This window comes from Hydrogenophaga taeniospiralis (genome assembly GCF_020510445.1).
Taxonomy (GTDB): Bacteria; Pseudomonadota; Gammaproteobacteria; order Burkholderiales; family Burkholderiaceae_C; genus Hydrogenophaga.
The window spans coordinates 1,762,866-1,785,868 of record NZ_JAHBAG010000001.1 but is presented as its reverse complement, the minus strand read 5'-3'; the positions used below and the strand labels follow the sequence as shown (position 1 = coordinate 1,785,868).

19 protein-coding genes and 1 tRNA gene are annotated in these 23,003 nt (G+C 67.9%); 18 read left to right on the top strand and 2 right to left on the bottom strand.

Annotated features, from left to right (window positions below):
* Positions 1–84 precede the first annotated feature (84 nt).
* The 12 genes from KIH07_RS08590 (at position 85) to mdoH (ending at position 12,245) form a co-directional block, all read left to right on the top strand.
* Positions 85–873: an enoyl-CoA hydratase gene (locus KIH07_RS08590; protein ID WP_226491573.1), complete on the top strand. Its 789-nt coding sequence runs from the start codon at positions 85–87 to the stop codon at positions 871–873.
* A 150-nt stretch (positions 874–1,023) separates the two neighbouring features.
* The gene (locus KIH07_RS08585) at positions 1,024–1,440 is read left to right on the top strand and encodes a high-potential iron-sulfur protein (RefSeq protein WP_413465722.1); all 417 of its coding nucleotides are present in this window, start codon (positions 1,024–1,026) and stop codon (positions 1,438–1,440) included.
* Between the two features lie 65 nt (positions 1,441–1,505).
* A tRNA-Met gene (locus KIH07_RS08580) sits at positions 1,506–1,582 on the top strand.
* A 96-nt stretch (positions 1,583–1,678) separates the two neighbouring features.
* Positions 1,679–2,239, top strand: coding sequence for a YaeQ family protein (locus KIH07_RS08575; RefSeq protein ID WP_226491572.1), 561 nt, complete (start codon positions 1,679–1,681; stop codon positions 2,237–2,239).
* Between the two features lie 68 nt (positions 2,240–2,307).
* Positions 2,308–2,934, top strand: coding sequence for a class I SAM-dependent methyltransferase (locus KIH07_RS08570; protein ID WP_226491571.1), 627 nt, complete (start codon positions 2,308–2,310; stop codon positions 2,932–2,934).
* 116 nt (positions 2,935–3,050) lie between these two features.
* Positions 3,051–3,431, top strand: a complete 381-nt coding sequence (locus KIH07_RS08565) for a hypothetical protein (protein WP_226491570.1) — start codon at positions 3,051–3,053, stop codon at positions 3,429–3,431.
* A 119-nt stretch (positions 3,432–3,550) separates the two neighbouring features.
* Positions 3,551–4,888: a tRNA (N6-isopentenyl adenosine(37)-C2)-methylthiotransferase MiaB gene (gene miaB / locus KIH07_RS08560; RefSeq protein ID WP_226491569.1), complete on the top strand. Its 1,338-nt coding sequence runs from the start codon at positions 3,551–3,553 to the stop codon at positions 4,886–4,888.
* Between the two features lie 49 nt (positions 4,889–4,937).
* Positions 4,938–6,356, top strand: coding sequence for a sensor histidine kinase (locus KIH07_RS08555; protein WP_226491568.1), 1,419 nt, complete (start codon positions 4,938–4,940; stop codon positions 6,354–6,356).
* The gene (locus KIH07_RS08550) at positions 6,346–7,038 is read left to right on the top strand and encodes a hypothetical protein (RefSeq protein WP_226491567.1); all 693 of its coding nucleotides are present in this window, start codon (positions 6,346–6,348) and stop codon (positions 7,036–7,038) included. The genes KIH07_RS08555 and KIH07_RS08550 overlap by 11 nt, the downstream gene beginning before the upstream one ends.
* A gap of 61 nt (positions 7,039–7,099) precedes the next feature.
* Positions 7,100–8,521 carry a sigma 54-interacting transcriptional regulator gene (locus KIH07_RS08545; RefSeq protein ID WP_226491566.1) on the top strand — a complete coding sequence of 474 codons (1,422 nt, stop codon included), beginning with the start codon at positions 7,100–7,102 and terminating at the stop codon, positions 8,519–8,521.
* Positions 8,522–8,712: 191 nt separating this feature from the next.
* A complete protein-coding gene (locus KIH07_RS08540; protein ID WP_413465721.1) occupies positions 8,713–10,284 on the top strand; it encodes a glucan biosynthesis protein G in 1,572 nt (523 codons plus the stop codon).
* Positions 10,281–12,245, top strand: coding sequence for a glucans biosynthesis glucosyltransferase MdoH (mdoH, locus tag KIH07_RS08535; RefSeq protein ID WP_226491565.1), 1,965 nt, complete (start codon positions 10,281–10,283; stop codon positions 12,243–12,245). The genes KIH07_RS08540 and mdoH overlap by 4 nt, the downstream gene beginning before the upstream one ends.
* A gap of 42 nt (positions 12,246–12,287) precedes the next feature.
* Here the strand turns inward: mdoH and KIH07_RS08530 are convergent, their stop codons facing one another.
* Positions 12,288–12,914, bottom strand: a complete 627-nt coding sequence (locus tag KIH07_RS08530) for a hypothetical protein (protein WP_226491564.1) — start codon at positions 12,912–12,914, stop codon at positions 12,288–12,290.
* A 46-nt stretch (positions 12,915–12,960) separates the two neighbouring features.
* The gene (gene ffh, locus KIH07_RS08525; protein WP_068167292.1) at positions 12,961–14,331 is read right to left on the bottom strand and encodes a signal recognition particle protein; all 1,371 of its coding nucleotides are present in this window, start codon (positions 14,329–14,331) and stop codon (positions 12,961–12,963) included.
* Positions 14,332–14,509: 178 nt separating this feature from the next.
* Between ffh and KIH07_RS08520 the strand changes: the two genes are divergently transcribed.
* The 6 genes from KIH07_RS08520 (at position 14,510) to KIH07_RS08495 (ending at position 22,894) form a co-directional block, all read left to right on the top strand.
* Positions 14,510–15,310: an inner membrane protein YpjD gene (locus KIH07_RS08520; RefSeq protein WP_226491563.1), complete on the top strand. Its 801-nt coding sequence runs from the start codon at positions 14,510–14,512 to the stop codon at positions 15,308–15,310.
* Between the two features lie 14 nt (positions 15,311–15,324).
* A complete protein-coding gene (locus tag KIH07_RS08515) occupies positions 15,325–15,573 on the top strand; it encodes a PP0621 family protein (protein WP_226491562.1) in 249 nt (82 codons plus the stop codon).
* A gap of 21 nt (positions 15,574–15,594) precedes the next feature.
* Positions 15,595–17,394, top strand: a complete 1,800-nt coding sequence (locus KIH07_RS08510) for a sensor histidine kinase (RefSeq protein ID WP_226491561.1) — start codon at positions 15,595–15,597, stop codon at positions 17,392–17,394.
* Positions 17,395–17,409: 15 nt separating this feature from the next.
* On the top strand, positions 17,410–18,918 hold the full coding sequence (locus KIH07_RS08505) for a sigma-54-dependent transcriptional regulator (RefSeq protein WP_226491560.1): 1,509 nt from the start codon (positions 17,410–17,412) through the stop codon (positions 18,916–18,918).
* Positions 18,908–19,528, top strand: a complete 621-nt coding sequence (gene ampD / locus KIH07_RS08500) for a 1,6-anhydro-N-acetylmuramyl-L-alanine amidase AmpD (protein WP_226491559.1) — start codon at positions 18,908–18,910, stop codon at positions 19,526–19,528. The genes KIH07_RS08505 and ampD overlap by 11 nt, the downstream gene beginning before the upstream one ends.
* A gap of 450 nt (positions 19,529–19,978) precedes the next feature.
* On the top strand, positions 19,979–22,894 hold the full coding sequence (locus tag KIH07_RS08495) for a ribonucleoside-diphosphate reductase subunit alpha (protein ID WP_226491558.1): 2,916 nt from the start codon (positions 19,979–19,981) through the stop codon (positions 22,892–22,894).
* Positions 22,895–23,003 lie beyond the last annotated feature (109 nt).

The window sequence follows — 23,003 nt, the reverse complement described above, 5'->3', positions numbered from 1 at the left end:
GTTTTCCCTTGGATGGCCCGGCATCGGACGGCCCGCTATAGTTGACGTTTACGTCAATCATCACACACCACCCGAGGAAACACCATGAGCGACACCACAACCCCCGAACTGATCACCGTAAGCACGCAAGGCCGCGTGGGCATCGTCACGCTGAACCGCCCCAAGCAGCTCAACGCGCTCAACGACCAGCTGATGAACGAACTGGGCGCCGCGCTCAAGGCGTTTGACGGCGACGAAGCCATCGGCTGCATGATCGTGACCGGCAGCGAAAAGGCCTTCGCCGCCGGTGCCGACATCGGCGCCATGGCCAAGTACAGCTTCGCCGACGTCTACAAGGGCGACTACATCACCCGCAACTGGGAAACCATCCGCAGCATCCGCAAGCCGGTGATCGCGGCGGTGAGCGGCTTCGCGCTGGGCGGCGGCTGCGAGCTGGCCATGATGTGCGACTTCATCATCGCCGCCGACAACGCGAAATTCGGCCAGCCCGAGATCAAGCTGGGCATCATCCCCGGCGCCGGCGGCACGCAGCGCCTGCCGCGCGCGGTGGGCAAGAGCAAGGCCATGGACATGGCCCTGACCGGCCGCATGATGGACGCCACCGAAGCCGAGCGCGCCGGGCTGGTGAGCCGCGTGGTGCCGCTGGACAAGCTGATGGACGAAGCCCTGGGCGCCGCGCTCATGATCTGCGAGTTCTCGCAGCCCAGCGTGATGGCCGCCAAGGAATGCGTGAACCGCGCCTTCGAGGGCGGCTTGGCCGACGGCGTGATGTTCGAACGCCGGATGTTCCACGCGCTGTTCGCCACCGACGACCAGAAGGAAGGCATGGACGCGTTCGTGAACAAGCGCAAGGCGGCGTTCCGGCACCAGTGAGCGTCTTGTCGGGCATCACACAGGCTGTAACAAGCCGCCCGGCGGCATGGACTTATAAGAAGCTTCGGCTCCACGCCCTTGGCAAGCGATGACCGATGGGGTCTGAGCATGGGGCGTGCATCCCGGCCGATCCCAACAAGGAGATGCCCCATGACCACGCGCCGCCGATTCATGTTCATGATTCCCGCTTCAGGAGCCGTGCTGGCCGCGGCCTGTTCGGACCAGGCCACGCCGCCACCCGCCGCCACGCCCGAGGCGGCGCCAGCCGCCCCTCCCGCAGCGCCGATGGCGCCCCAGGAGGAGCCCGTACCAGCCACCCCGCCCGAAGCCGGGGCCGGCCCGATGCTCGACGAGGCCGACGCCGCGGCCGTGGCACTGGGCTACGTCGTGGACACCGCCCGTGCCGACAAGACCAAGTACCCCAAACACGCCGCCGACCAGACCTGCTCCAACTGCGCGCTGTACCAGGGCACGGCCGGCGCGGACGCCGGACCTTGCCCGCTGTTCCCGGGCAAACAGGTCGCCGCCCAGGGCTGGTGCTCGTCCTATGTGAAAAAACCGGCCTGACCGCGCACGCGGCCCGCCCCGGCGATTTTTCGGGCTCCGAATTGGGCTACAATGCCGACCTCGTTGGCGATATAGCTCAGTTGGTTAGAGCGCAGCATTCATAATGCTGATGTCGGTGGTTCAAGTCCACCTATCGCCACCAGCATTTCAGAAGCGGGTTCCGGCAACGGAACCCGCTTTTTTCGTTGCCGGGCCGCCACCCGCGCGGAGGCGCAGCGCGGGGTTACCCTTCTCACCCATGGCCATCAAATCCACCATCTTCAAGGCGCACCTGCAGATCGCCGACATCGACCACGGCTACTACGCCGACCATGCGCTCACCCTGGCCCGCCACCCGAGCGAGACCGACGAACGCATGATGGTGCGGCTGGTGGCGCTGGCCATCCACGCCCACGAACTGCAGGACACCTGCCACGGCGACGGCACCCTGACTTTCGGCGCCGGTCTGTCGGACCCGGACGACCCGGACGTGTCACTGACCGATTTCACCGGCCGCAAGCGCATCTGGATCGAAGTGGGCCAGCCCGAAGACAAACCCATGGCCAAGGCCTGCAGCAAGGCCGACGCGGTGTTCGTCTACGCCTTCGGCCCGGCGGCCGACGTGTGGTGGCGCGGCATCGAAACCAAGCTGACCCGGCTGGACAAGCTGCAGGTCTGGCGCCTGCCCACCGAAGTGGCGCCCGCCCTGGCGGGCATGGCCGAGCGCAGCATGCAGCTGCAGGCCACGGTGCAGGAGGGCGCGCTCACCCTCAGCAGCACGCTGGGCAGCGTGCACATCGAGCCGCTGCGCTGGAAGTGACGCCCGCCGGCCAACGCGCGACACGCCCGGCCCCGGTCGACACCGAACCGGCCAGCCTGCCGTGCCCGGTGTGCACAGCCCCCGGCAGCCGAGCGTTCCTGGAAGTCGGCGGGCGGCACTACCGGCGCTGCGAGCACTGCCACTGCACCTTCGTGCGACCGGACCAGCGACCCAGCGCCGAGGCCGAGCTGGCCGAATACCGGCGGCACCACAACGATGCGCAGGACCCGGGCTACCGGCGCCATCTGGCACAGCTGGCCACCCCGCTGCTGCAGCGCCTGCCGCCGGCGCAGAGCGGCCTGGACTATGGCTGTGGCCCCGGCCCGGCGCTGGCCGGCATGTTGCGCGAGGCCGGCCACGCGGTGGCCTTGTACGACCCGTTTTTCCAGCCGGACGCCGGGGCGCTGGCACAGCGCTACGACTTCATCACCTGCACCGAGGTGGCCGAGCACTTCCACCACCCGGCCGACGAATTCCTCCGCCTGAACCGCCTGCTCAGGCCCGGCGGCTGGCTCGGGCTGATGACGCGTTTCCAGACCGATGACGCGCGTTTTGCCCAATGGCACTACCGGCGCGACCCGACCCACGTGGTGTTCTACCGCGAGGCCACGCTGCGCTGGCTGGCCGAGCACCACGGCTGGGCCTGCGAGATCCCGGCGCCCAACGTGGCCCTGATGTACAAACCGGTGCTTTGAGCGGCTCCGGCCCAGGCGACAGGGACTCGCGGCGGCTCGGGCCGCATGAGACAATGCGGCCCTTCCAACCCCGGTTGGCCCCCCCGCTTCAGCCCCACAGCCTCTGGATCTACACCATGAACCGCTGCAATGCCCTCTCAGCCCCCAGCCGGCGCCCCACGGTGCTGGCCCTGTGCCTGCTCACGCTCGGCCTGTGGGCCGGCGCCGCCCAGGCACAGACCGCCGGACAGCGCCCGTTCCCACCCCAGGCCCTGCGCGGCGTCATGGTGGTGGCACAACCGCCCGTCATCACGCTCGACGGCCAGCCCGCGCAACTCTCGCCCGGCGCGCGCATCCGCGGCACCAACAACATGCTGGTGATGTCGGGTTCGCTGGTGAAGCAGGAACTGACCGTGAACTACCTGCGTGAGCCCCATGGCCTGGTGCACGAGGTCTGGATCCTGACCGCCGCCGAGGCCGAGGAAAAACGACCCACGGCCGCCGACCTCAAGAACTGAAGCCCGTGGGTCCGCGCCCGGACCCGCCCCAGCGCCAGCGCCGCCGTCACACCGACACCCCCGCTCCCCACCGACCGGTGTGCCAGAGCCCGCACGCCCCTTTCGGAGCCCCGATTCCCATGAGCAAAAAAGTCTTCATCAAAACCTTCGGCTGCCAGATGAACGAGTACGACTCGGACAAGATGGCCGACGTGCTGGGCGCGGCCCAGGGCTACGAGCAGACCCAGGACGTCGAAGAAGCCGACCTGATCCTGTTCAACACCTGCTCGGTGCGCGAGAAGGCGCAGGAAAAGGTGTTTTCCGACCTCGGCCGCGTACAGCACCTGAAGAAAAAAGGCGTTCTGATCGGCGTGGGGGGCTGCGTCGCCAGCCAGGAAGGCGCCGAGATCATCAAGCGCGCGCCCTATGTGGACGTGGTGTTCGGCCCGCAGACCCTGCACCGCCTGCCCGAGCTGCTGAACCAGCGCGAGCGCCAGTCGCTGCCGCAGGTGGACATCAGCTTTCCCGAGATCGAGAAGTTCGACCACCTGCCGCCCGCGCGCGTGGACGGCGCGTCCGCCTTCGTCTCCATCATGGAAGGCTGCTCCAAATACTGCAGCTACTGCGTGGTGCCCTACACGCGCGGTGAAGAGGTGAGCCGGCCGTTCGAGGACGTGCTGGTGGAGATCGCCGGCCTGGCCGACCAGGGCGTGCGCGAGGTCAACCTGCTGGGCCAGAACGTTAACGCCTACCGCGGCAAGATGGGCGACACCGCCGAGATCGCCGACTTCGCCCTGCTGCTCGAATACGTGGCCGACATCCCCGGCATCGAGCGCATCCGCTACACCACCAGCCACCCCAACGAGTTCACGCCGCGCCTGATCGAGGCCTACGGCAAGATCCCCAAGCTCGCCAACCACCTGCACCTGCCGGTGCAACACGGCAGCGACCGCATCCTCATGGCCATGAAACGCGGCTACACGGCCATGGAATACAAGAGCACGGTGCGCAAGCTGCGCGCGATCCGGCCCGACATCGCCATGAGCAGCGACTTCATCGTCGGCTTCCCCGGCGAAACCGAAGACGACTTCCAGAAGATGATGAAGCTCATCACCGACGTGGGGTTCGACACCAGCTTCAGCTTCATCTTCAGCCCGCGCCCGGGCACGCCTGCGGCCAACCTGCCCGACGACACACCGCACGACGTGAAGCTCAAGCGCCTGCAGCACCTGCAGGCCACGATCGAGGACAACGTGCGCCGCATCAGCGCCAGCCGCCAGGGCACGGTGCAGCGCATCCTGGTCGAAGGCCCGTCGCGCAAATCCACCCCCGAGGCGCCCGAGCTCATGGGCCGCACCGAGTGCAACCGGGTGGTGAACTTCGACGCCGGTCCGAACGCCGCACGTCTGGTGGGCCAGATGATCGACCTGCGCATCACCGAAGCCTTCCCGCACTCGCTGCGCGGCGAGGTGGCATGACCACCCCGCGGCGCCCAGGGCGCCCGGTCAAGATGGGTCACGCACAGCCGTGAAAACGCTGCGCTTCTCATTCCAGCAACTGCTGCTGGTGGCCTTTCTGCTGATTGGCGCCCTGCTGGGTGCGGCCGCCCTTCGGGCCCTGTTTTCGCTCGAAAGCCTGATGGCTCAGAGCCGCGAGAGCGCGGCGCAGGCGATCGCCCTGTCCACGGCGGCGCAGTCGCTGAGCGAACGCAGCCTGACCATGGAGCGCGCGGCGCGCCAGTCGCTGGTGCTGCGCGACAACCAGCTGCGCAAGCGTTTCGACGAGGCCGCGGGCAACGCCCGGGACATCCTGCACCGGCTGGAAGACAACGAGCTGCCGCCCGAGTTCTCGACCCCCTGGCGCGAACAGCTCACCCACATCGCGGGGCTGCTCGATGGTGAGCCCGAGACCGCACTGGAGCGCGAGCGCGACGTGGCACTGGCCTTTCGGGAGCTCGACGGCCACAGCACGGTGATCGCACAAAAGGTGCAGACCATCATCGGCAACCGCAACGACGCGCTGCAGGCCGGCTTCGAAACCAGCCGCCAACAGCTCACCCAGCAGGTGGTGGGCTCCATCGGCCTGGCGGCGGTGATGGCGCTGGCCTTTGGCGTCTGGCTGGCGCGGCCATTCCAGCGGCTGGAGAAGGCCATCGTCGGCCTGGGGGAGAACCGGCTGGACACGCCGATCGACATCCAGGGGCCGTCGGACGTGCGCCGCGTGAGCCAGCAGCTCGACTGGCTGCGCCTGCGTCTGACCGAACTCGACGCCGACAAGGCGCGCTTTCTGCGCCACATCTCCCACGAACTCAAGACACCGCTGGCCTCGCTGCACGAGGGCGTGGCGGTGCTGGGCGACGGCGTGGCCGGCGCGCTGAACACCAGCCAGGCCGAGGTTGTGAACATCCTGCAGCACAACACGCAGTTGCTGCAGCACCAGATCGAGGCCCTGCTGCGCTTCAACGCGGCGGCCTTCGAAGCGCGCCAGCTCAAACGGGAACACACCAATCTGCTGGTGCTGTTGGAGGACCAGGTCGACGCCCAGCGCCTGCACTGGCAAGCCCACCAGCTCACGGTGGAGGTGGAGGGCGAGCCGGTGTTCCTGCACATCGACCGCGAAAAGATCGCCTCCGCGGTGGGCAACCTGCTGTCCAACGCCATCCGCTATTCGCCCCACGGCGGGCGTATCCAGCTGCGGCTGCTGGACCTGCCGGGCCGGGCCTCGATCGACATCGCCGACCAGGGCCCCGGCGTGGCGGAGGTGGACCGCGACCGCATCTTCGAGCCCTTCTACCGGGGCGAGCGTCAGCCGCTGGACGCCGTGCGCGGCACCGGCATCGGCCTGTCCATCGTGCACGAGTACATTCTGGCCCACGGTGGTCGCATCGAATTGCTGCCTTACCGCAACGGCGCCCACTTCCGCATCGAGCTTCCCCATGCCACCTGATCGTTTCCGCCCCACGAATGGCCACACCCGTTTTCTCGCGGGTGCGGGCCGCCATGGGCTGCCTTTCGCCCTCGCACTGGGCCTCGGAGCCTGCGGCACGACGCCGCCCCCCAGCGCGGTGCCTGCGCCGACCACGCCCCCGCTGAGCACCGGCGCGCCCGAGCGGGTTTGCGCCGCGCCGGCGGTGCCCACGGTGGATTCGCCACCGGCTCCGCAGACCGGGCTGTGCACCAGCACCGCCGCCGAATCCGACACGCTGGCCTCGCTGCTGGTCTACACCGAGCGCCTGCGCTCCATGAATGCCGCCGAAGTGGCGGGCGAGATCGCCGCGCTGGCCGATCCGGGCGCATCGGCCCCGCGCCAGATGCAGCTGGCGCTGGCCCTGATGCACACGCACCAAGCCGTGGACACCGCCCGTGCGCTGGGCCTGCTGCAACGGGTCGTCAACCAGAACTCGCCCGAAAGCACGCCGCTCAAGCCCCTGGCCCGCCTGCTCGCCGCACGCCTGCAGGACCTGCGCCGGCTGGAGGACACGGTGGAGCGCCAGGGCCAGCATCTGCGCGACAGCCAGCGCCGCATCGAGCAGCTCAACGAACGCCTGGAGGCCATGCGCGCGATCGAGCGCAGCCTGACCACGCGCCCCCCACCACCCCCTCCGGGCAGCCGCCCCGCCGCGCCATGAGCGCCGCCTGGCTGTTCCGAATACGCTCAGCCCCGCAGTGCGCAGCACGGAGGGTGGTCCAGTGAGCCAGGAGCCTGGCCGCCATGCCACACCGCGCGCGCGGCTGCTCGTGGTGGACGACGACGCCGACATGCTGCGGCTGCTGGCCATGCGGCTGGGGTCGGCGGGCTACCAGGTCACCTCGGTCGGCTCGGCCGAGGCCGCGCTCGCCCAGCTCGACATCGAACGCCCTCAGCTCGTGCTCTCCGACGTGCGCCTGCCCGGGCGCGACGGCCTGGCGCTGTTCGACGAAATCCGCGCCCGCCACCCGTCGCTGCCGGTCATCCTGCTGACCGCGCACGGCACCATTCCCGACGCGGTGGAAGCCACCGCGCGCGGCGTGTTCACCTACCTCACCAAACCCTACGACGCGAAAGAGCTGCTGGACAAGATCGCCCAGGCGCTGGCGCTGGGCGCCCCGGCCAGCCCGAGTTCGCTCGCTGACGAGGCCTGGCGCAGCGAGATCGTGAGCCGCTCCAACCGCATGGCCGACCTGCTGGCCGAGGCCCGCATGGTGGCGCAGTCCGACGCCAGCGTGCTGCTGCGCGGCGACTCGGGCACCGGCAAGGAAATGCTGGCGCGCGCCATCCACCGGGCCAGCCCACGCGCGAACAAGCCGTTCATCGCGGTCAACTGCGGCGCCATTCCCGAGGCCCTGCTCGAATCCGAGCTGTTCGGGCACGTCAAGGGCGCCTTCACCGACGCCGTGGCCAACCACAAGGGCCTGTTCCAGGCCGCCGACGGCGGCACCCTGCTGCTCGACGAGATCGGGGACATGCCTCCCGCCCTGCAGGTCAAGCTGCTGCGCGTGCTGCAGGAACGCGCGGTGCGCCCCCTGGGGTCGAGCCAGTCGGTGCCGGTGAACGTGCGCATCATTTCGGCCACCCACCGCGACCTGGAAGTCGCCATGGCCTCGGCCCAGTTTCGCGAAGACCTGTATTACCGCCTCAACGTGGTGACGCTGACCCTGCCCACGCTGGCCGAGCGGCGCGAGGACATCGCCCTGCTGGCCAACCATTTCCTGGCCAAGCTGGCCGCCAAATACGGCAAGCGCAGCTCGGGCTTCGCGCCCGAGGCCCTCAAGGCGCTCACCATGGCGGCCTGGCCCGGCAATGTGCGCCAGCTCTACAACGTGGTCGAGCAGGTCTGTGCCCTGTCCACCACGCCCCTGGTCTCGCTGGCTCTGGTGCAGCGCGCGCTGCGCACGCCCTCGGTGGAGGTGCTGAGTTTTGCCGACGCCAAACAGCGCTTCGAGCGCGAATACCTGGTGGGGCTGCTCAAGATGACCGACGGAAACGTGGCCGACGCGGCCCGCCTGGCGCAACGCAACCGCACCGAGTTCTACCGCCTGCTGCAGAAACACGCCCTCACGCCCGGCCTGTTCAAGAGCGACGCGGCGCCCGGGTCCGCGGGTTCCGGCGGTGATGCTGTCGCCGATGAGTGACAGCTGCAAGTCCTTGTTTTCCCTGGAGTTTTTCCATCAACAGAGGGAAGCTGTCGCCGAACGGCGACAAAAACCCGGGGTTTGGATCGCTTCGGAGACCCGTTCAGGCCCCAAAAATCACCACCCAGAGAACAAGCCTTTGATTTAAAAGGATTTTCTCAGGCTGGCACAGGGTTTGCCCTTATTCAGGCATGCCCCTGGATATTCACCCGATTCCCACCCGTCGACGCCTGAGCGCGCGCAACACCCTGGGCGCCCTGTTGTTCATGCTGGCCGGGGCTTGCGCCCATGCCCAACGCATCAACTGGGACAGCCTGACCGTGTTGGCCCAGACCCGCGCCCAGAAACCCTTTCAGTCAAATGGCGACAAGCTGCCCGCCGACCTCGCCGCCCTGGACTACGACCAGGTGCGCGACATCCGGTTCCGGCCCGACCGAGGAACCTGGCGCGCCGAAGCATTGCCCTTCGAGGCCCAGTATTTCCACCTCGGCCTGTACCAGACCGCCCCGGTGCGCATCCACGAAATCGCGCCCGACGGCACGGTGCGTCACCTGCCCTACCGCAGCGAAGACTTCCACTTCGGCCACAACACCCTCGACACCAAGGCCTGGGGCGACCTCGGCCACGCCGGTTTTCGCGTGCACTACCCGCTGAATTCGACCGCCTACAAGGACGAACTGATCGTGTTCCAGGGCGCGAGCTACTTCCGCGCCCTGGGTATGGACCAGCAGTACGGCCTGTCGGCCCGCGGCCTGGCCATCGACACGGTGGGCGGCAGCGGCGAGGAGTTCCCGCGTTTCACCGAGTTCTGGCTGGTGCGCCCGACGCCAGACGCCAAGGAACTGACGATCTACGCGCTGTTGGAATCGCCGCGCAGCACCGGTGCCTACCGCTTCGTGGTGCGCCCGGGCACGGAAACCGTCACCACCGTGACCGCCCGGGTGTTCCTGCGCCAGGGTGCGGGCCCGGTGGCCACGCTGGGTCTGGCGCCGCTGACCAGTATGTTCCTCTCGGGTGAAAACCAGCCCATGCCCGGCGACTTCCGCCCCGAGGTGCACGACTCCGACGGCCTGATGATGGTCACGGGCGAGGGCGAGTGGCTCTGGCGCCCGCTGCAGCGCCCCAAGTCGCCGGCGGTGAGCTCCTTCACCATGAGCAACCCGCGCGGCTTCGGCCTGATGCAGCGCGACCGCAACTTCGCCAGCTTCCAGGACGTGGAGGCCCGCTACGAGCGCCGCCCCAGCGCCTGGGTCAAACCCCTGGGTGACTGGGGCCCCGGCCGGGTCGAACTGATGCAACTGCCCACGCCCGACGAGACACACGACAACATCGTGGCGTACTGGGTGCCGGCCCGCCTGCCCGCGCCCGGGCAACCGCTGGAATGGGCCTACGAACTGCACTGGCAGGGCGAGACGCAGCAGCGCCCACCCTCGTCCTGGGTCACGCAGACCCGCCGCGGCTACGGCTACACCAAGCTCAGCGCGGCCGAGCAGATCGGCCAGCCGCAGTACGTGATCGACTTCGCCGGCCCCGCCCTGGACGCCCTGCCCGCCGACGCGCCGGTGCGCGCCGTGGTGAGCAGCAACGCCAACGGCCGGGTGCTCGAACAGCTGGCCTACCCCAACCCCGCCACGCGCAGCTGGCGCGTGACCCTGCGCGTGCAGCGCATCGACCCGGCCCAGCCGGTCGAGCTGCGCGCCTTTCTCCAACACAACAACGACACCGTGAGCGAAACATGGACACATCTACTGCTTCCCGAATGAGCGCCACACCGTCGGCGCGCAGCCTGCTGCGCGAGGAACGCCACCCGAACGCCGTCACCGCGCCACCGATCAACCGTGGCTCCATGGTGCCGCGCCCCTGGCGGGGGTTCTGGAACAGCATCGGCACGGCCCTGCTGAGCGCGGCCAGCAGCGTGCTGCCCCCGCGCACGCCCGCCACGCCGGCCGTGGAGGCCCCCGCCCCCATGGCCTGGGAACGGGCCGCCAACCTGCGCCGCGGCGTGTTCGTGCTGCTCACCGTGCTGAGCACGGCGCTGGCGGCCAGCCTGTTCGCCGACGCCCAGCCCGTGCACGAGAACACCTGGCTGCAGACCGGCCAGCTGGTGTTGTTCGTGGTGCTTTCGGCCTGGGTGGTCACGGGCTTCGTGACCGCACTGATGGGCTTCTGGGTCTCGCTGCGCGGCGACGCCCACACGCTCTCGGCCGCCACGGTGCGACACCACCCCATGAACCCCGACGCGCGCACGGCGATCATCATGCCGATCTGTAACGAAGACGTGTCCACCGTGTTCGCCGGTCTGCGCGCCACCTGCGAATCGCTCGCCGGCACCGGCCACGCGCGACAGTTCGACGTGTTCGTGCTCTCCGACAGCTACGACCCGGCCATCGCCGCGGCCGAACGCGGCGCCTGGGAAGACCTGCGCGCCGCACTCGCCGCCCAGCCCGACCTGCCGCAGATCGAGGTGTACTACCGCCTGCGCACGCGCCGCACCCACCGCAAGGCCGGCAACGTGGCCGACTTCTGCCGCCGCTGGGGCAAGGACTACCGCTACATGGTGGTGCTCGACGCCGACAGCGTCATGAGCGGCAGCTGCCTGGTCTCCATGGTCAAGCTGATGGAAGCCAACCCCCGCGCGGGCATCGTGCAGACGGCCACGCAGGCCATCGGCCACGCCACCCTGCACGCACGGGCGCAGCAGTTCGCCTCGCGCGTGACCGGCCGCCTGTTCACGCTGGGCATGCAGTTCTGGCAACTGGGTGAGTCCCACTACTGGGGCCACAACGCCATCATCCGCGTCGAACCCTTCATGCGGCACTGCGCGCTGGCCCCGATCAAGGGCACGGGCGGCATGTCCGGCGGCATCATGAGCCACGACTTCGTGGAAGCCGCGCTGATGCGCCGCGCCGGCTACCACGTCTGGCTGGTCTCCGACCTCACCGGCAGCTACGAACAGCAGCCGCCCGACCTGCTGAGCGAGCTGCAGCGCGACCGTCGCTGGTGCCAGGGCAACCTGCAGAACGCCCGCCTGATGGCCGAGCCCGGCATCCACCGCGTGCACCGCACCATGTTCGCCATTGGCGCCATGTCCTACCTGTCGGCGCCGCTGTGGCTGGCCTTCCTGACCTTCGGCACCGCGCTGTGGATGTCGGACTCCAGCGCGCCGTCGCTCTGGCACGCCGTGCCGGCCGAACTGCGTGGCCTGTGGGCCTGGACCCTGTCCATGCTGTTCCTGCCGCGTGTGCTGGGCCTGCTGGCGGTGTTCCTCAAGGGCGAGCAGAGGTCCTTTGGCGGGGCCGCCGGCCTGCTGGGCAGCGCCGCGGTGGAAACCCTGCTGGCCCTGCTGCAGGCGCCCATCCGCATGCTGGCGCATTCGCTGTTCGTGCTGGTGGCGATCACCGGCCTGAAGCTGGAATGGAAGTCGCCCCCGCGCGAAGCGGCCGGCGTGACCTGGCGCGACGCCACGGTGCGTCTGGCCCCCATGAGCGCCGTGATCGGCCTGCTGGCCCTGGGTGTCGCCGCCATCAACGCCGAGGCGCTGATCTGGCTCGCCCCCGTGGCCCTGCCGCTGCTGCTGTCGGTGCCGCTGACCGTGGCGACCAGCCACGTGGACCTGGGCACCTGGATGCGTTCGCGCGGCGTGCTGTTGATCCCGGAAGAGTCCTGGTCCCCAGCGGTGTTGCGCCGCGCCTGGCGCCACGCCAGCCGGCTGGCCGCGGCTTGAATGAAACACCCCGCCGCGTGAAGCGCTGCGGGGTGTTTCATTTCATTCAGGAGGCGGCTTCAGGTAGCGCTCATCGGACCAGGTGGCCAGCCAGCTCGGCACAAAGGCCACGAAGATCGCGGTGAACATGCCGGTGAGGAAGGCATCGCCCCAGGCCATGAGCCAGCGCGCGACCAGCGCCTGCTCCAGCGCCACACCGCCGGCCAGGCGGTAACCGAACTCCCGCACCATGCCCGCCAGAAACATGGCGGCGGCGGTGCCCAGAAAACCTCGGCCCAGGGTGTAGACGAAGGGGTTGGGTGGCAACCAGCGACGCAGCACCGCGCCAATGCCCAACGCGAGCGTGGCCGGCACCAGCCCGATCCAGACCCACTGGGAGAGCGTCGCGGCAAGACCCGACTGACCGATCAGACCCACCGCCAGCGCCACCAGCGCCAGCACCAGCACCGCCAACGGCCAACCCAGCATGAGCACCAGCAGACAGGCGCCCGAGAGCTGCACCTGCAGACCCTGAGGCATTTTCTGCGGCAGCAGCCAGAGCCAGGGCAACAGCGCCACCGCGGCCAGCGCAGGTGTCAGCAAGGGCCCGCGGAGCATGCGCCAGGGCCGCAGCCACAGGGCCACACCCAGGGACAGGAGGGCCAGCGACAGTTCTAGGGCAAACAACATGCGGCGCGAGTATGGGCCGCGCCCCCATGATCGGGTTTGACTTCGATCAACCCATGCCGGGCAACTTGGGCATGCCTTTCATGCCGCCCATGCGCTTCATCATCTTCATGAGGCCGCCACCCTTCATCTTTTTCATCATGCCCTGCATCTGCTCGAATTCCTTGAGCAGCCGGTTGACCTCCTGCACATGCACGCCCGCACCGGCGGCGATGCGGCGCTTGCGCGTGGCCTTGATGATCTCGGGGCGGCTGCGCTCCTTGAGCGTCATGCTGCAGATGATGCCTTCCTTGCGCTTGATGTCCTTTTCGGCACGGCTCAGATCGGCCTCGCTGGCCTTGGCCGCCATCGCGCTGGGCAGCTTGTCCATGAAACTGGAGAGTCCGCCCATCTGCTTCATCTGGCGGATCTGGTCCAGGAAGTCGTTCAGATCGAAGCCTTCCCCGCTCTTGACCTTGGCCGCCAGCTTCTGGGCCGCGGCCATGTCGACCCCAGCCGTGACCTGCTCCACCAGCGCGAGGATGTCGCCCATGCCCAGGATGCGCCCGGCGTGGCGCTCGGCGTCGAACACCTCCAGGCCATCGAGCTTTTCGGACACGCCGGCAAACTTGATCGGCGCCCCCGTCACCTGCCGCACCGACAGCGCCGCGCCTCCGCGCGAGTCGCCGTCGAGCTTGGTGAGCACGATGCCGGTCAGCGGCAGCGCGGCGCTGAAGGCCTTGGCGGTGTTGATCGCGTCCTGGCCCTGCATCGCGTCCACCACGAACAGGGTCTCCACCGGCTTTAGCACCGCGTGCAGCTCCTGGATCTCGCGCATCAGCGCTTCGTCGATGGCGAGGCGGCCGGCCGTGTCCACCAGCAGCACATCGAAATAGTGCTTGCGCGCGTAGTCGATGGCGGCGCGCGCAATGTCCACCGGCTTCTGATCGGGCGTGCTGGGAAACCACTCGGCCCCGGCCTGCGCGGTCACGGTCTTGAGCTGCTCGATCGCGGCAGGGCGGTAGACGTCGCCCGAGACCGTGAGCACCTTCTTCTTGCGCTTCTCGATCAGGTGCTTGGCCAGCTTGGCGGTGGTGGTGGTTTTACCGGCACCCTGCAGGCCGGCCATCAGGATGACAGCGGGCGGCTGCGCCGCGAGGTTGATGTCAGCCACGCCGTCGCCCATGGTGGCCGCGAGCTCGCGGTTGACCACGCTCACCAGCACCTGGCCCGGCGTGAGCGAGCCCACCACCTCCTGGCCCAGCGCTTTTTCCTTCACGCGGGCGATGAAGTCGCGCACCACGGGCAGGGCCACGTCGGCCTCCAGCAGGGCCATGCGCACCTCGCGCAGCATGTCGGTGACATTGGCCTCGGTGATGCGGGCCTGGCCGCGCATTTCCTTGACGATGCGTGAGAGACGGTCGGAGAGGGCTGATGCCATGGTGCGCTCGGGTGGTGAAAAAGGCCGCCGTGGCGCAGGCTGCGGGCTCGGGCCGCGGGGTCTGCGTGTCTGGGGGGTGGGCCGCAGCCCCTCGGGGCTGCTGCGGGCAAGGCCGTTAAACTGTGGTGCTGATTTTAGCTGCGCCCTGCGCCCACACGTTGCGTCCGACGCCGACCCAATGAACCTGCTGCCCGCCCTTGCGACGAATCCCCCCGCTGCGCTGCTCTCGGCCGTGGCGGCGCTGTCGTATGCCGTCCTGGCCTGGGCGCACCCCCGCATGACGCCGGGGCAGACCCGTTTCGTGCTGGCCACGGCCTGGCTGCTGCACCTGCTGGTGCTGGCCTCGGGCCTGCTCGAACAACCGGTGCGTTTCGGCTTTGCGCCGGCACTCTCCGTCACCGCCTGGCTGGTGCTCACGGTCTACCTGATCGAGAGCCGCCTGTACCCCGAACTGCGGGCGCGCTGGACGCTGGCCGTGCTGGGAACCCTCGCCGTGTTGCTCGCCCTGGTGTTTCCCGGCTCCCCCTACCCGGCCCTGCGCTCGAACTGGTTGCCACTGCACTGGGCCCTGGGCATCGCCTCCTACGGCCTGATCGGCGCCGCGGTGGTGCACGCCTGGTTGATGCAGCGGGCGGAAAAATCGATGCGCAGTGGCGCCGCCACCGAGACCCCCGTGCCGCTGCTGACGCTGGAGCGGCTGACGTTCCGTTTCGTGGCCGCCGGTTTTGCCCTGCTCAGCGCCACGCTGCTGGCGGGCGGGTGGTTTTCCGAGACGCTCAACCACCGTTGGACCTGGGACCACAAGACCGTGTTTTCCGTGCTTTCCTGGCTGACCATGGGGGTGCTGCTGTGGGGCCGCTGGCGCTTGGGCTGGCGCGGGCGCGTCGCCGTGCGCACGCTGTACCTGGCCGCGGGCTTTCTGCTGCTGGGCTACGTCGGATCGCGCTTCGTGCTCGAAGTCGTGTTGTCACGGACCTGAACGGGTATCTGTCCATGAAATTCCTGCTCGTTCTGGCCGTGCTGGTCGTGGCCTTCTGGATCTGGCGCAACAACCGCCAGATCGGGCCGGACGAGGGCACTTCGCCCAAGCCCCCCCAACCCCGTGCGTCACGCACGCCGATGGTCATGGTGGCGTGCCAGCACTGTGGCACGCACCTGCCCGAAAGCGAAGCGCTCACCGGCCGATTGGGCGCGTATTGCTGCCCCGAACACCGCCAGCAGCACGAGGGGGCGTCGCGGTGACGCCCCACACCGTCCACTGACATGGCCAGGGACGTCACCTCCCAGTTTGCGCCCTCCTGGTTTTCCGCCTTCGAGGGCAACAGCGCGCACAACCGCGAAAAGCGGCAACACGCCTTCTTCCGGCTCTGGCGCGCCTTCATGCGGGCGCGGGTGTTCATCGCGGTGGTGCTGCTGGCGCTGCAGGTCTTCGTGGTGGTCACCGGCTCAGGCGGCCCCGACTGGCTCATCCTGGTCTGCGCCGTGCACCTGAGCGCCACCCTGGCGGTGCTGATCTGGTCGCACCCGACCGAGCTGGGCAAACCCTTCCAGTTCCAGTGGCTGCTGACCATCGGCGTCGATCTGCTGGCCTTCGCCCTGCTGCAGCACTTCCAGCAAGGCGGCATCAACTACACGCCGCTGTTTGCGCTGCCGGTGCTGCTGGCCGCCATCCTCGGGTCCTTGACGCTGGCACTGGCGACCGCGGCCAGCATCACGCTGTACATGCTGGGCGAGGCCGCCCTGAGTGCCACGGTACTCAGCGAGGTGTCCACCTCGCGCTTCCTGCAGTCGGGCCTGACCGGCACCGGCTTCTTCCTGGTGGCGGTGCTGGCCAACCAGCTGGCGCTGCGCCTGGCGCGCGAGGAAGCCCTGGCCTTGAGCAGCCAGGCCGCTGCGCGCACGCAGGCGCAGGTCAACGAACTCGTGATCGAGAGCCTGAGCGAAGGTGTGCTGGTGGTCGATCCGCACAGTGTGGTGCGCAACGCCAACCCGGCCGCCCAGTTCATGCTGATGGGCGAGGACTACCCACGTGGCGCCAAGCTGCTGCTCTCGGCCCGGCCGGCTTGGGAAGGGCTGGCCAACCTGGTGAGCGAAACCTTTGCGGTCGGACATCCGATGGAGTCGGAAGTCCGCATCGACCTTGATGAGCTCACCACCCACCGGCTGTTCGCGCGCACACGGTTGACCAGTGCGCAGGGCGGGCGTCGCGCCGGGCTGTGCGTGCTGTTTCTCGAAGACCTGCGCGAGGTCGAGGCCCAGGTGCGCACCGAAAAACTGGCCTCCATGGGCCGCATGTCGGCCGCCGTGGCGCACGAGATCCGCAACCCGCTATCGGCCATCACCCAAGCCAACGCGCTGCTGGACGAAGAAGTGCAGGAACCCGGACAGAAACGGCTCACCCGCATGATCGAACAGAACGCGCAACGGCTTTCGCGCATCGTGGACGACATTCTCAACGTCGCACGCGTCCAGCCCACCCGGGGCGATGGCGCCCCCCCGGTGCTGCCGCTGGACCACACGGTGCGACAGATCACGCACGAATGGATCCGGCAGAACCAGGCCCAGCGCGTGCTCGGGGTACACACCCACGCAGCCACGGCCCACGTCGGCTTCGACCCCGAGCACCTGCGCCGCCTGCTGATCAACCTGCTCGACAACGCGCTGCACCACGCCAGCCGCACCGCGTCGTCGATCCGTGTCATCACCCAGCCCAGCGGAAACGACCGCATCCGTCTGTCGGTCTGGAGCGATGGCGCACCGCTGGAAGCCGGCGTGCTGCGCCACCTGTTCGAACCGTTCTTCTCCTCCGAGAGCCGTTCCAGCGGTCTGGGTCTCTACATCTGCCGCGAGCTGTGCGAACGGTATGGCGCCCAGATCGCCTACCAGCGCAGCCGGCTGGACCAGCGCGAAGGCAACGAGTTCTACGTGCTCATGGCGTCGTCGGCCAACGCGCCACGCCAACCGGTCCAGCAAAGCCTCTCGTACCCCCCAGGCGACTCGATCCCCAGCCTCACGCGCCCCGGCTCGCTCCTGCCGGGTGATCTGCCCCGTTCGCCCCGCTGACGCCCGAGCCACAAGATGCCCACCCCCACCCCCGTCACCGCCTCCGTGTTGGTCGTCGACGACGAGCCCGATCTGCGCACGCTATACGAGCTGACACTGCTGCGCGAAGGCCACCAGGTGGTCTCGGCCCAGGACCTGGCCCAGGCCCGCGAATGGCTGGCCCAGCAGCGGTTTGATGTGCTCATCACCGACATGCGCCTGCCCGACGGCCTGGGCCTGGAGCTGCTGCGAGAACTCAGCACCAGCCAGCGCACCGAAAGGTGCATCGTCATCACCGCCTACGGTTCGGCCGAAAACGCCGTGGAAGCGCTCAAGACCGGCGCGTTCGACTACCTGACCAAACCGGTTGATCTCAAGCAGCTGCGCGCCGCGGTGTTGGCCGCGCTGCAAAGCCAGCGCCATGTGCCCGCGGTGCTGCAGCAACGCACCCCAACCGACGGTCCGCGCGCGGCGATCGCGTCGTCCATCGCCGAGCTGCGCAGCGCCCCACCGCCGCCCGATGGCGTGCGCGCCCTGACGCGCATCGTGGGCGACGCGCCCAGCATCGCGCAGATCAAGGGCCGCATTGAAAAGGTGGCCACCAGCATGGCCCCGGTATTGATCCTGGGCGAGTCGGGCACGGGCAAGGAACTGGTGGCGCGCGCGGTGCACGAATGCAGCCACCGCGCCGCGGGCCCGCTCGTCGCGGTCAACTGCGGCGCCATCCCGGAAAGTCTGATCGAGGCCGAGTTCTTCGGCGTGCGCAAGGGCGCCTACACCGGCGCCACGCAAGACCGCGAAGGCTACTTCCAGGCGGCCAAGGGCGGCACCCTGTTTCTCGACGAGATCGGCGATCTCCCGCTGGCCATGCAGGCCAAGCTGCTGCGCGTGATCCAGGAACGGCGCGTGCGCCCGCTCGGCGGCGTGCAGGACGAGGCGGTGGACGTGCGTCTGGTCAGTGCCACCCACCGCGATCTCGGTGCGCTGGTCAAGACCGGGGAATTCCGGCAAGACCTGTTCTACCGGCTCAACGTGATCGAACTGCGCACCCCCGCGCTGCGCGACCGACGCGAAGACCTGCCCGAGCTGGCCCACGCGCTGCTGCAACGCATCTGCAACGAGACCGGGCAAGCCGTGCCCGGATTGTCCGGCGCGGCGCTGCAATGGCTTCAGTCGCGGGACCTGCCGGGCAATGTGCGCGAGCTCGAAAACCTGCTGCAGCGCGCCCTGGCGCTGAGCAGCGGCCACACCATCGAGCCCGACGACTTCGGCGACACCGTACTGGACACGATCCCGGCCAGCATCGAGCCCTTGCCACCGACCGACGCCGACACAGCGGCCCCTCCGCCGTGCCCCGGCATTCCGGCCGATCTGCAGACCTACCTGGACCAGCAGGAGCGCCAGGTGCTGCTCCAGGCCCTCAAGGAAACCGACTACAACCGCACCGCCGCGGCGGCCCGGCTGGGGCTCAACCTGCGCCAGATGCGCTACCGCATCCAGCGGCTCGGCATTGCCATGCCCTCGGACGACAACGATGCGGGCTGAAACCAGGCACGCAGCCCCCCGCTGGCACTGGAACGGCGGCTGGCTGGATGCGGCCCGGCATTGCCCCTCGCCCAATTTCGGGCCACGCCCCCACGGCGCACACATCGACCTGATCGTCATCCACTCCATCAGCCTGCCCCCCGGCGTCTATGGCGGCCCCGAGGTGGAACAGCTCTTCACCAACCAGCTCGACTGGCAAGCCCATCCCTACTTCGAACAGATCCGGGGCATGGAAGTGTCCTCGCATTTCTTCATCCGGCGCGATGGCGAGCTGGTGCAGTTCGTCGACGCCGGCGCCCGCGCCTGGCACGCCGGCGCGTCGTGCTGGCGGGGACGCGACAACTGCAACGACGACTCCATCGGCATCGAGCTCGAGGGCCTGGAGGGCGACCGCTTCGAGACGGCGCAGTACCTCGCGCTGATCCGCTTGTGTGCCAGCCTGCGCACACGTTATCCGGTGGCCCATGTGGCGGGCCACGAGCACATTGCGCCCGGACGCAAGCAGGACCCGGGGCCGGGCTTTGACTGGTCGCAGCTGCGGCGGGGCCTGGGTTGGCCACGTCGGTGTTTTCCCGAAGACACAGACCGGGTTTTCACCGCCGACGATTGAGCCGCCCGCGCATCGGCAACCGCAGCCGATTCTTCACCGCCCGCATCGACGCGGCTTTCAGACCCGAATCCGCCCAGAGGGTTCGAAATCACTGGGTTCTCCCAACAAGGTTCCAGAAAATCCGGGGCGTTCCGGACCATGGAACCGGCGACAGGCAAGTGGGCTCTCGGGCGTTTTTTCGCCCACCGAAAAGCCCCAATCGGGTGCACCCATATTTTTTTTCAAACGCTACCGGTAGTGGCTTGAATGGCACCGACACACCAGATATAGTGTGCCCTGTGCTTTCGCGGCACCAGCGCATTTCACGCTGACGGCCTTCTGCCGTGGCACGCCGACCCCGGTCCGCAGCCTCCGCACACCGCCCGACACGGCCCTGAAACCGGCCCGCCCAACACCTGCCCAGCCGCACGGCACCGGGGCAGGCCACCAACAACAAATGAAAGAGGACCCATGCTGACAGCCCAATCCCACTCCCCTTTGAGCACCGCTTCTGCCGCACCCGCCGCTGGCGCCTTCGGCACCGCGGCGCATGCCACCGCCAGCCCGGTTTTCGCCAACTACCAGATCATTCGCCGCAATGGCGCGGTCGTCCCCTTCGAGCCCAGCAAGATCGCCGTGGCCCTGATGAAAGCTTTCCTGGCGGTGCACGGCACCCAGGGCGCTGCATCGGCCAGCGTGCGCGAAACCGTGGACGCGCTGACGCAGACGGTGGTGCGCGCGCTGATGCGTTCGCGCCCGGGCGGCGGCACCTTCCACATCGAAGACGTGCAAGACCACGTGGAGCTCGGCCTGATGCGCAGCGGTCACCACGAAGTCGCCCGCGCCTACGTGCTGTACCGAGAGCGCCGCACCCAGGAACGTGCCCACCAGGCCGAGGAAGCCAAACCCGCCGAAGCCCTGCTGCACGTGATGGATGGCGGCCAGCGGGTCCCCCTAGACCTGAACCGCCTGCAACACCTGATCGAAGACGCGTGCAAGGGCCTGGGCAAAGACGTCAAGGCCGACCCCATCGTCGCCGAGACCAAGCGCAACCTGTACGACGGCGTGCCGATCGAAGAGGTCTACAAGGCCTCCATCCTGGCCGCGCGCACCCTGATCGAAAAAGACCCCGACTACACCTACGCCACCGCGCGCCTGCTGCTGCACACCATCGTGAAGGAAGTGATCGGCGAAGAAGTGCCCTCCAGCGACATGGGCGCACGCTACGCCGACTACTTCCCGCAGTTCATCAAGAAAGGTGTGCAGAACGAACTGCTCGACGAGCGGCTGCAGCAGTTCGACCTGGCCCGCCTGGGTGCCGCGCTCAAGCCCGAGCGCGATCTGCAGTTCGACTACCTCGGCCTGCAGACCCTGTACGACCGCTACTTCCTGCATGTGCGCAAGAGCCGTATCGAACTGCCACAGGCTTTCTTCATGCGCGTGGCCATGGGTCTGTCGCTCAATGAGATCGACCGCGAAGCGCGCGCCATCGAGTTCTACGAGGTGCTGTCCTCGTTCGACTTCATGTCGTCCACGCCCACCCTGTTCAACAGCGGTACGCTGCGCTCGCAGCTCTCCAGCTGCTACCTGACCACCGTGCCCGACGACCTCGATGGCATCTACGAATCCATCAAGGAAAACGCGCTGCTCTCCAAGTTCGCCGGCGGCCTGGGCAACGACTGGACCCGCGTGCGCGCCCTGGGCAGCCACATCAAGGGCACCAACGGCGAATCCCAGGGGGTCGTGCCCTTCCTCAAGGTCGTCAACGACACCGCCGTCGCGGTGAACCAGGGTGGCAAGCGCAAGGGCGCGGTCTGCACCTACCTGGAAACCTGGCACCTGGATATCGAAGAATTTCTGGAGCTGCGCAAGAACACCGGCGACGACCGCCGCCGCACGCACGACATGAACACGGCGAACTGGATCCCCGATCTGTTCATGAAGCGCGTGATGGAAAAGGGCGAGTGGAGCCTGTTCTCGCCCAACGACGTGCCCGACCTGCACGACCGCTTTGGCGCCGACTTCGAGCGCGCCTATGTGGCCTACGAAGAGAAGGCCGCGCGCGGCGAGATCAAGCCCTACCGCAAGCTGCCCGCCACCGACCTGTGGCGCAAGATGCTCTCGATGCTGTTCGAAACCGGCCACCCCTGGATCACCTTCAAGGACGCCTGCAATGTGCGCTCGCCACAGCAGCAGACCGGCGTGGTGCACAGCTCCAACCTCTGCACCGAGATCACGCTCAACACCAGCGACACCGAAACCGCCGTCTGCAACCTGGGTTCGGTCAACCTGCTCAACCACGTCAAGAGCGGGTCCACCGAAGGCTCCCGTCAGCTGGACCACGACAAGCTGCAGCGCACGATCAAGACCGCGATGCGCATGCTCGACAACGTGATCGACATCAACTACTACGCGGTCAAGAAGGCACGCGACTCCAACATGCGCCATCGCCCGGTGGGCCTGGGTGTCATGGGCTTCCAGGACGCCCTGTACGAGCTGCGCATCCCGTACGCCTCCAACGAGGCGGTGGAGTTCGCCGATCGATCCATGGAAGCCGTTTGCTACTACGCGTACTGGGCCTCCACCGAACTCGCCCGCGAACGCGGTCGCTACAGCAGCTTCAAGGGATCGCTGTGGGACCAGGGCATCCTGCCTCCCGACACGCTGGACCTGCTGGCGTGCGAGCGCGGTGGCTATGTGGACGTGGACCGCTCCAGCAGCCTGGACTGGGACGCGCTGCGCCAGAAGATCGCGCAGGACGGCATGCGCAACTCCAACTGTGTGGCCATCGCACCGACCGCGACCATCTCCAACATCATCGGTGTGGACGCCTCCATCGAACCCTGCTTCGGCAACCTCTCGGTGAAGTCCAACCTCTCGGGCGAGTTCACCGTCATCAACAGCTACCTTGTGAAAGACCTCAAGCGCCTGGGCCTGTGGGACGACGTGATGGTCATGGACCTCAAGCACTTCGACGGTTCCTTGCGCCCCATCGACCGCGTGCCACAAGAAGTGAAGGCGCTCTACGCCACCGCGTTCGAAGTGGAACCGCTGTGGCTGGTGGAAGCCGCCGCGCGGCGCCAGAAATGGATCGACCAGGCACAGAGCCTGAACATCTACATGGCCGGCGCCTCGGGCAAGAAGCTCGATGACACCTACAAGCTCGCATGGCTGCGTGGTCTCAAGACCACCTACTACCTGCGCACCACATCGGCGACCCAGGTCGAAAAATCGACCGGTCGCACGGGTCAACTCAACGCCGTTTCGATGACCAGCAACGACACCGCTTTGGGTGCGCCGGTCGCGACCAGTGAAGCGATGGTGGAGCCCGCCACCGACATCAAGTTCTGCGCCATCGACGACCCCGGTTGTGAAGCCTGTCAGTGATGTGAACCCGTCCGTGCCAATGTGTTGTGGTGTCGAAGCTCGCGCGTTCGATGCGACACCGCAACACAAAGCACACCCGTCGCGCATGAGTCCTTTGCATTTCATGCCG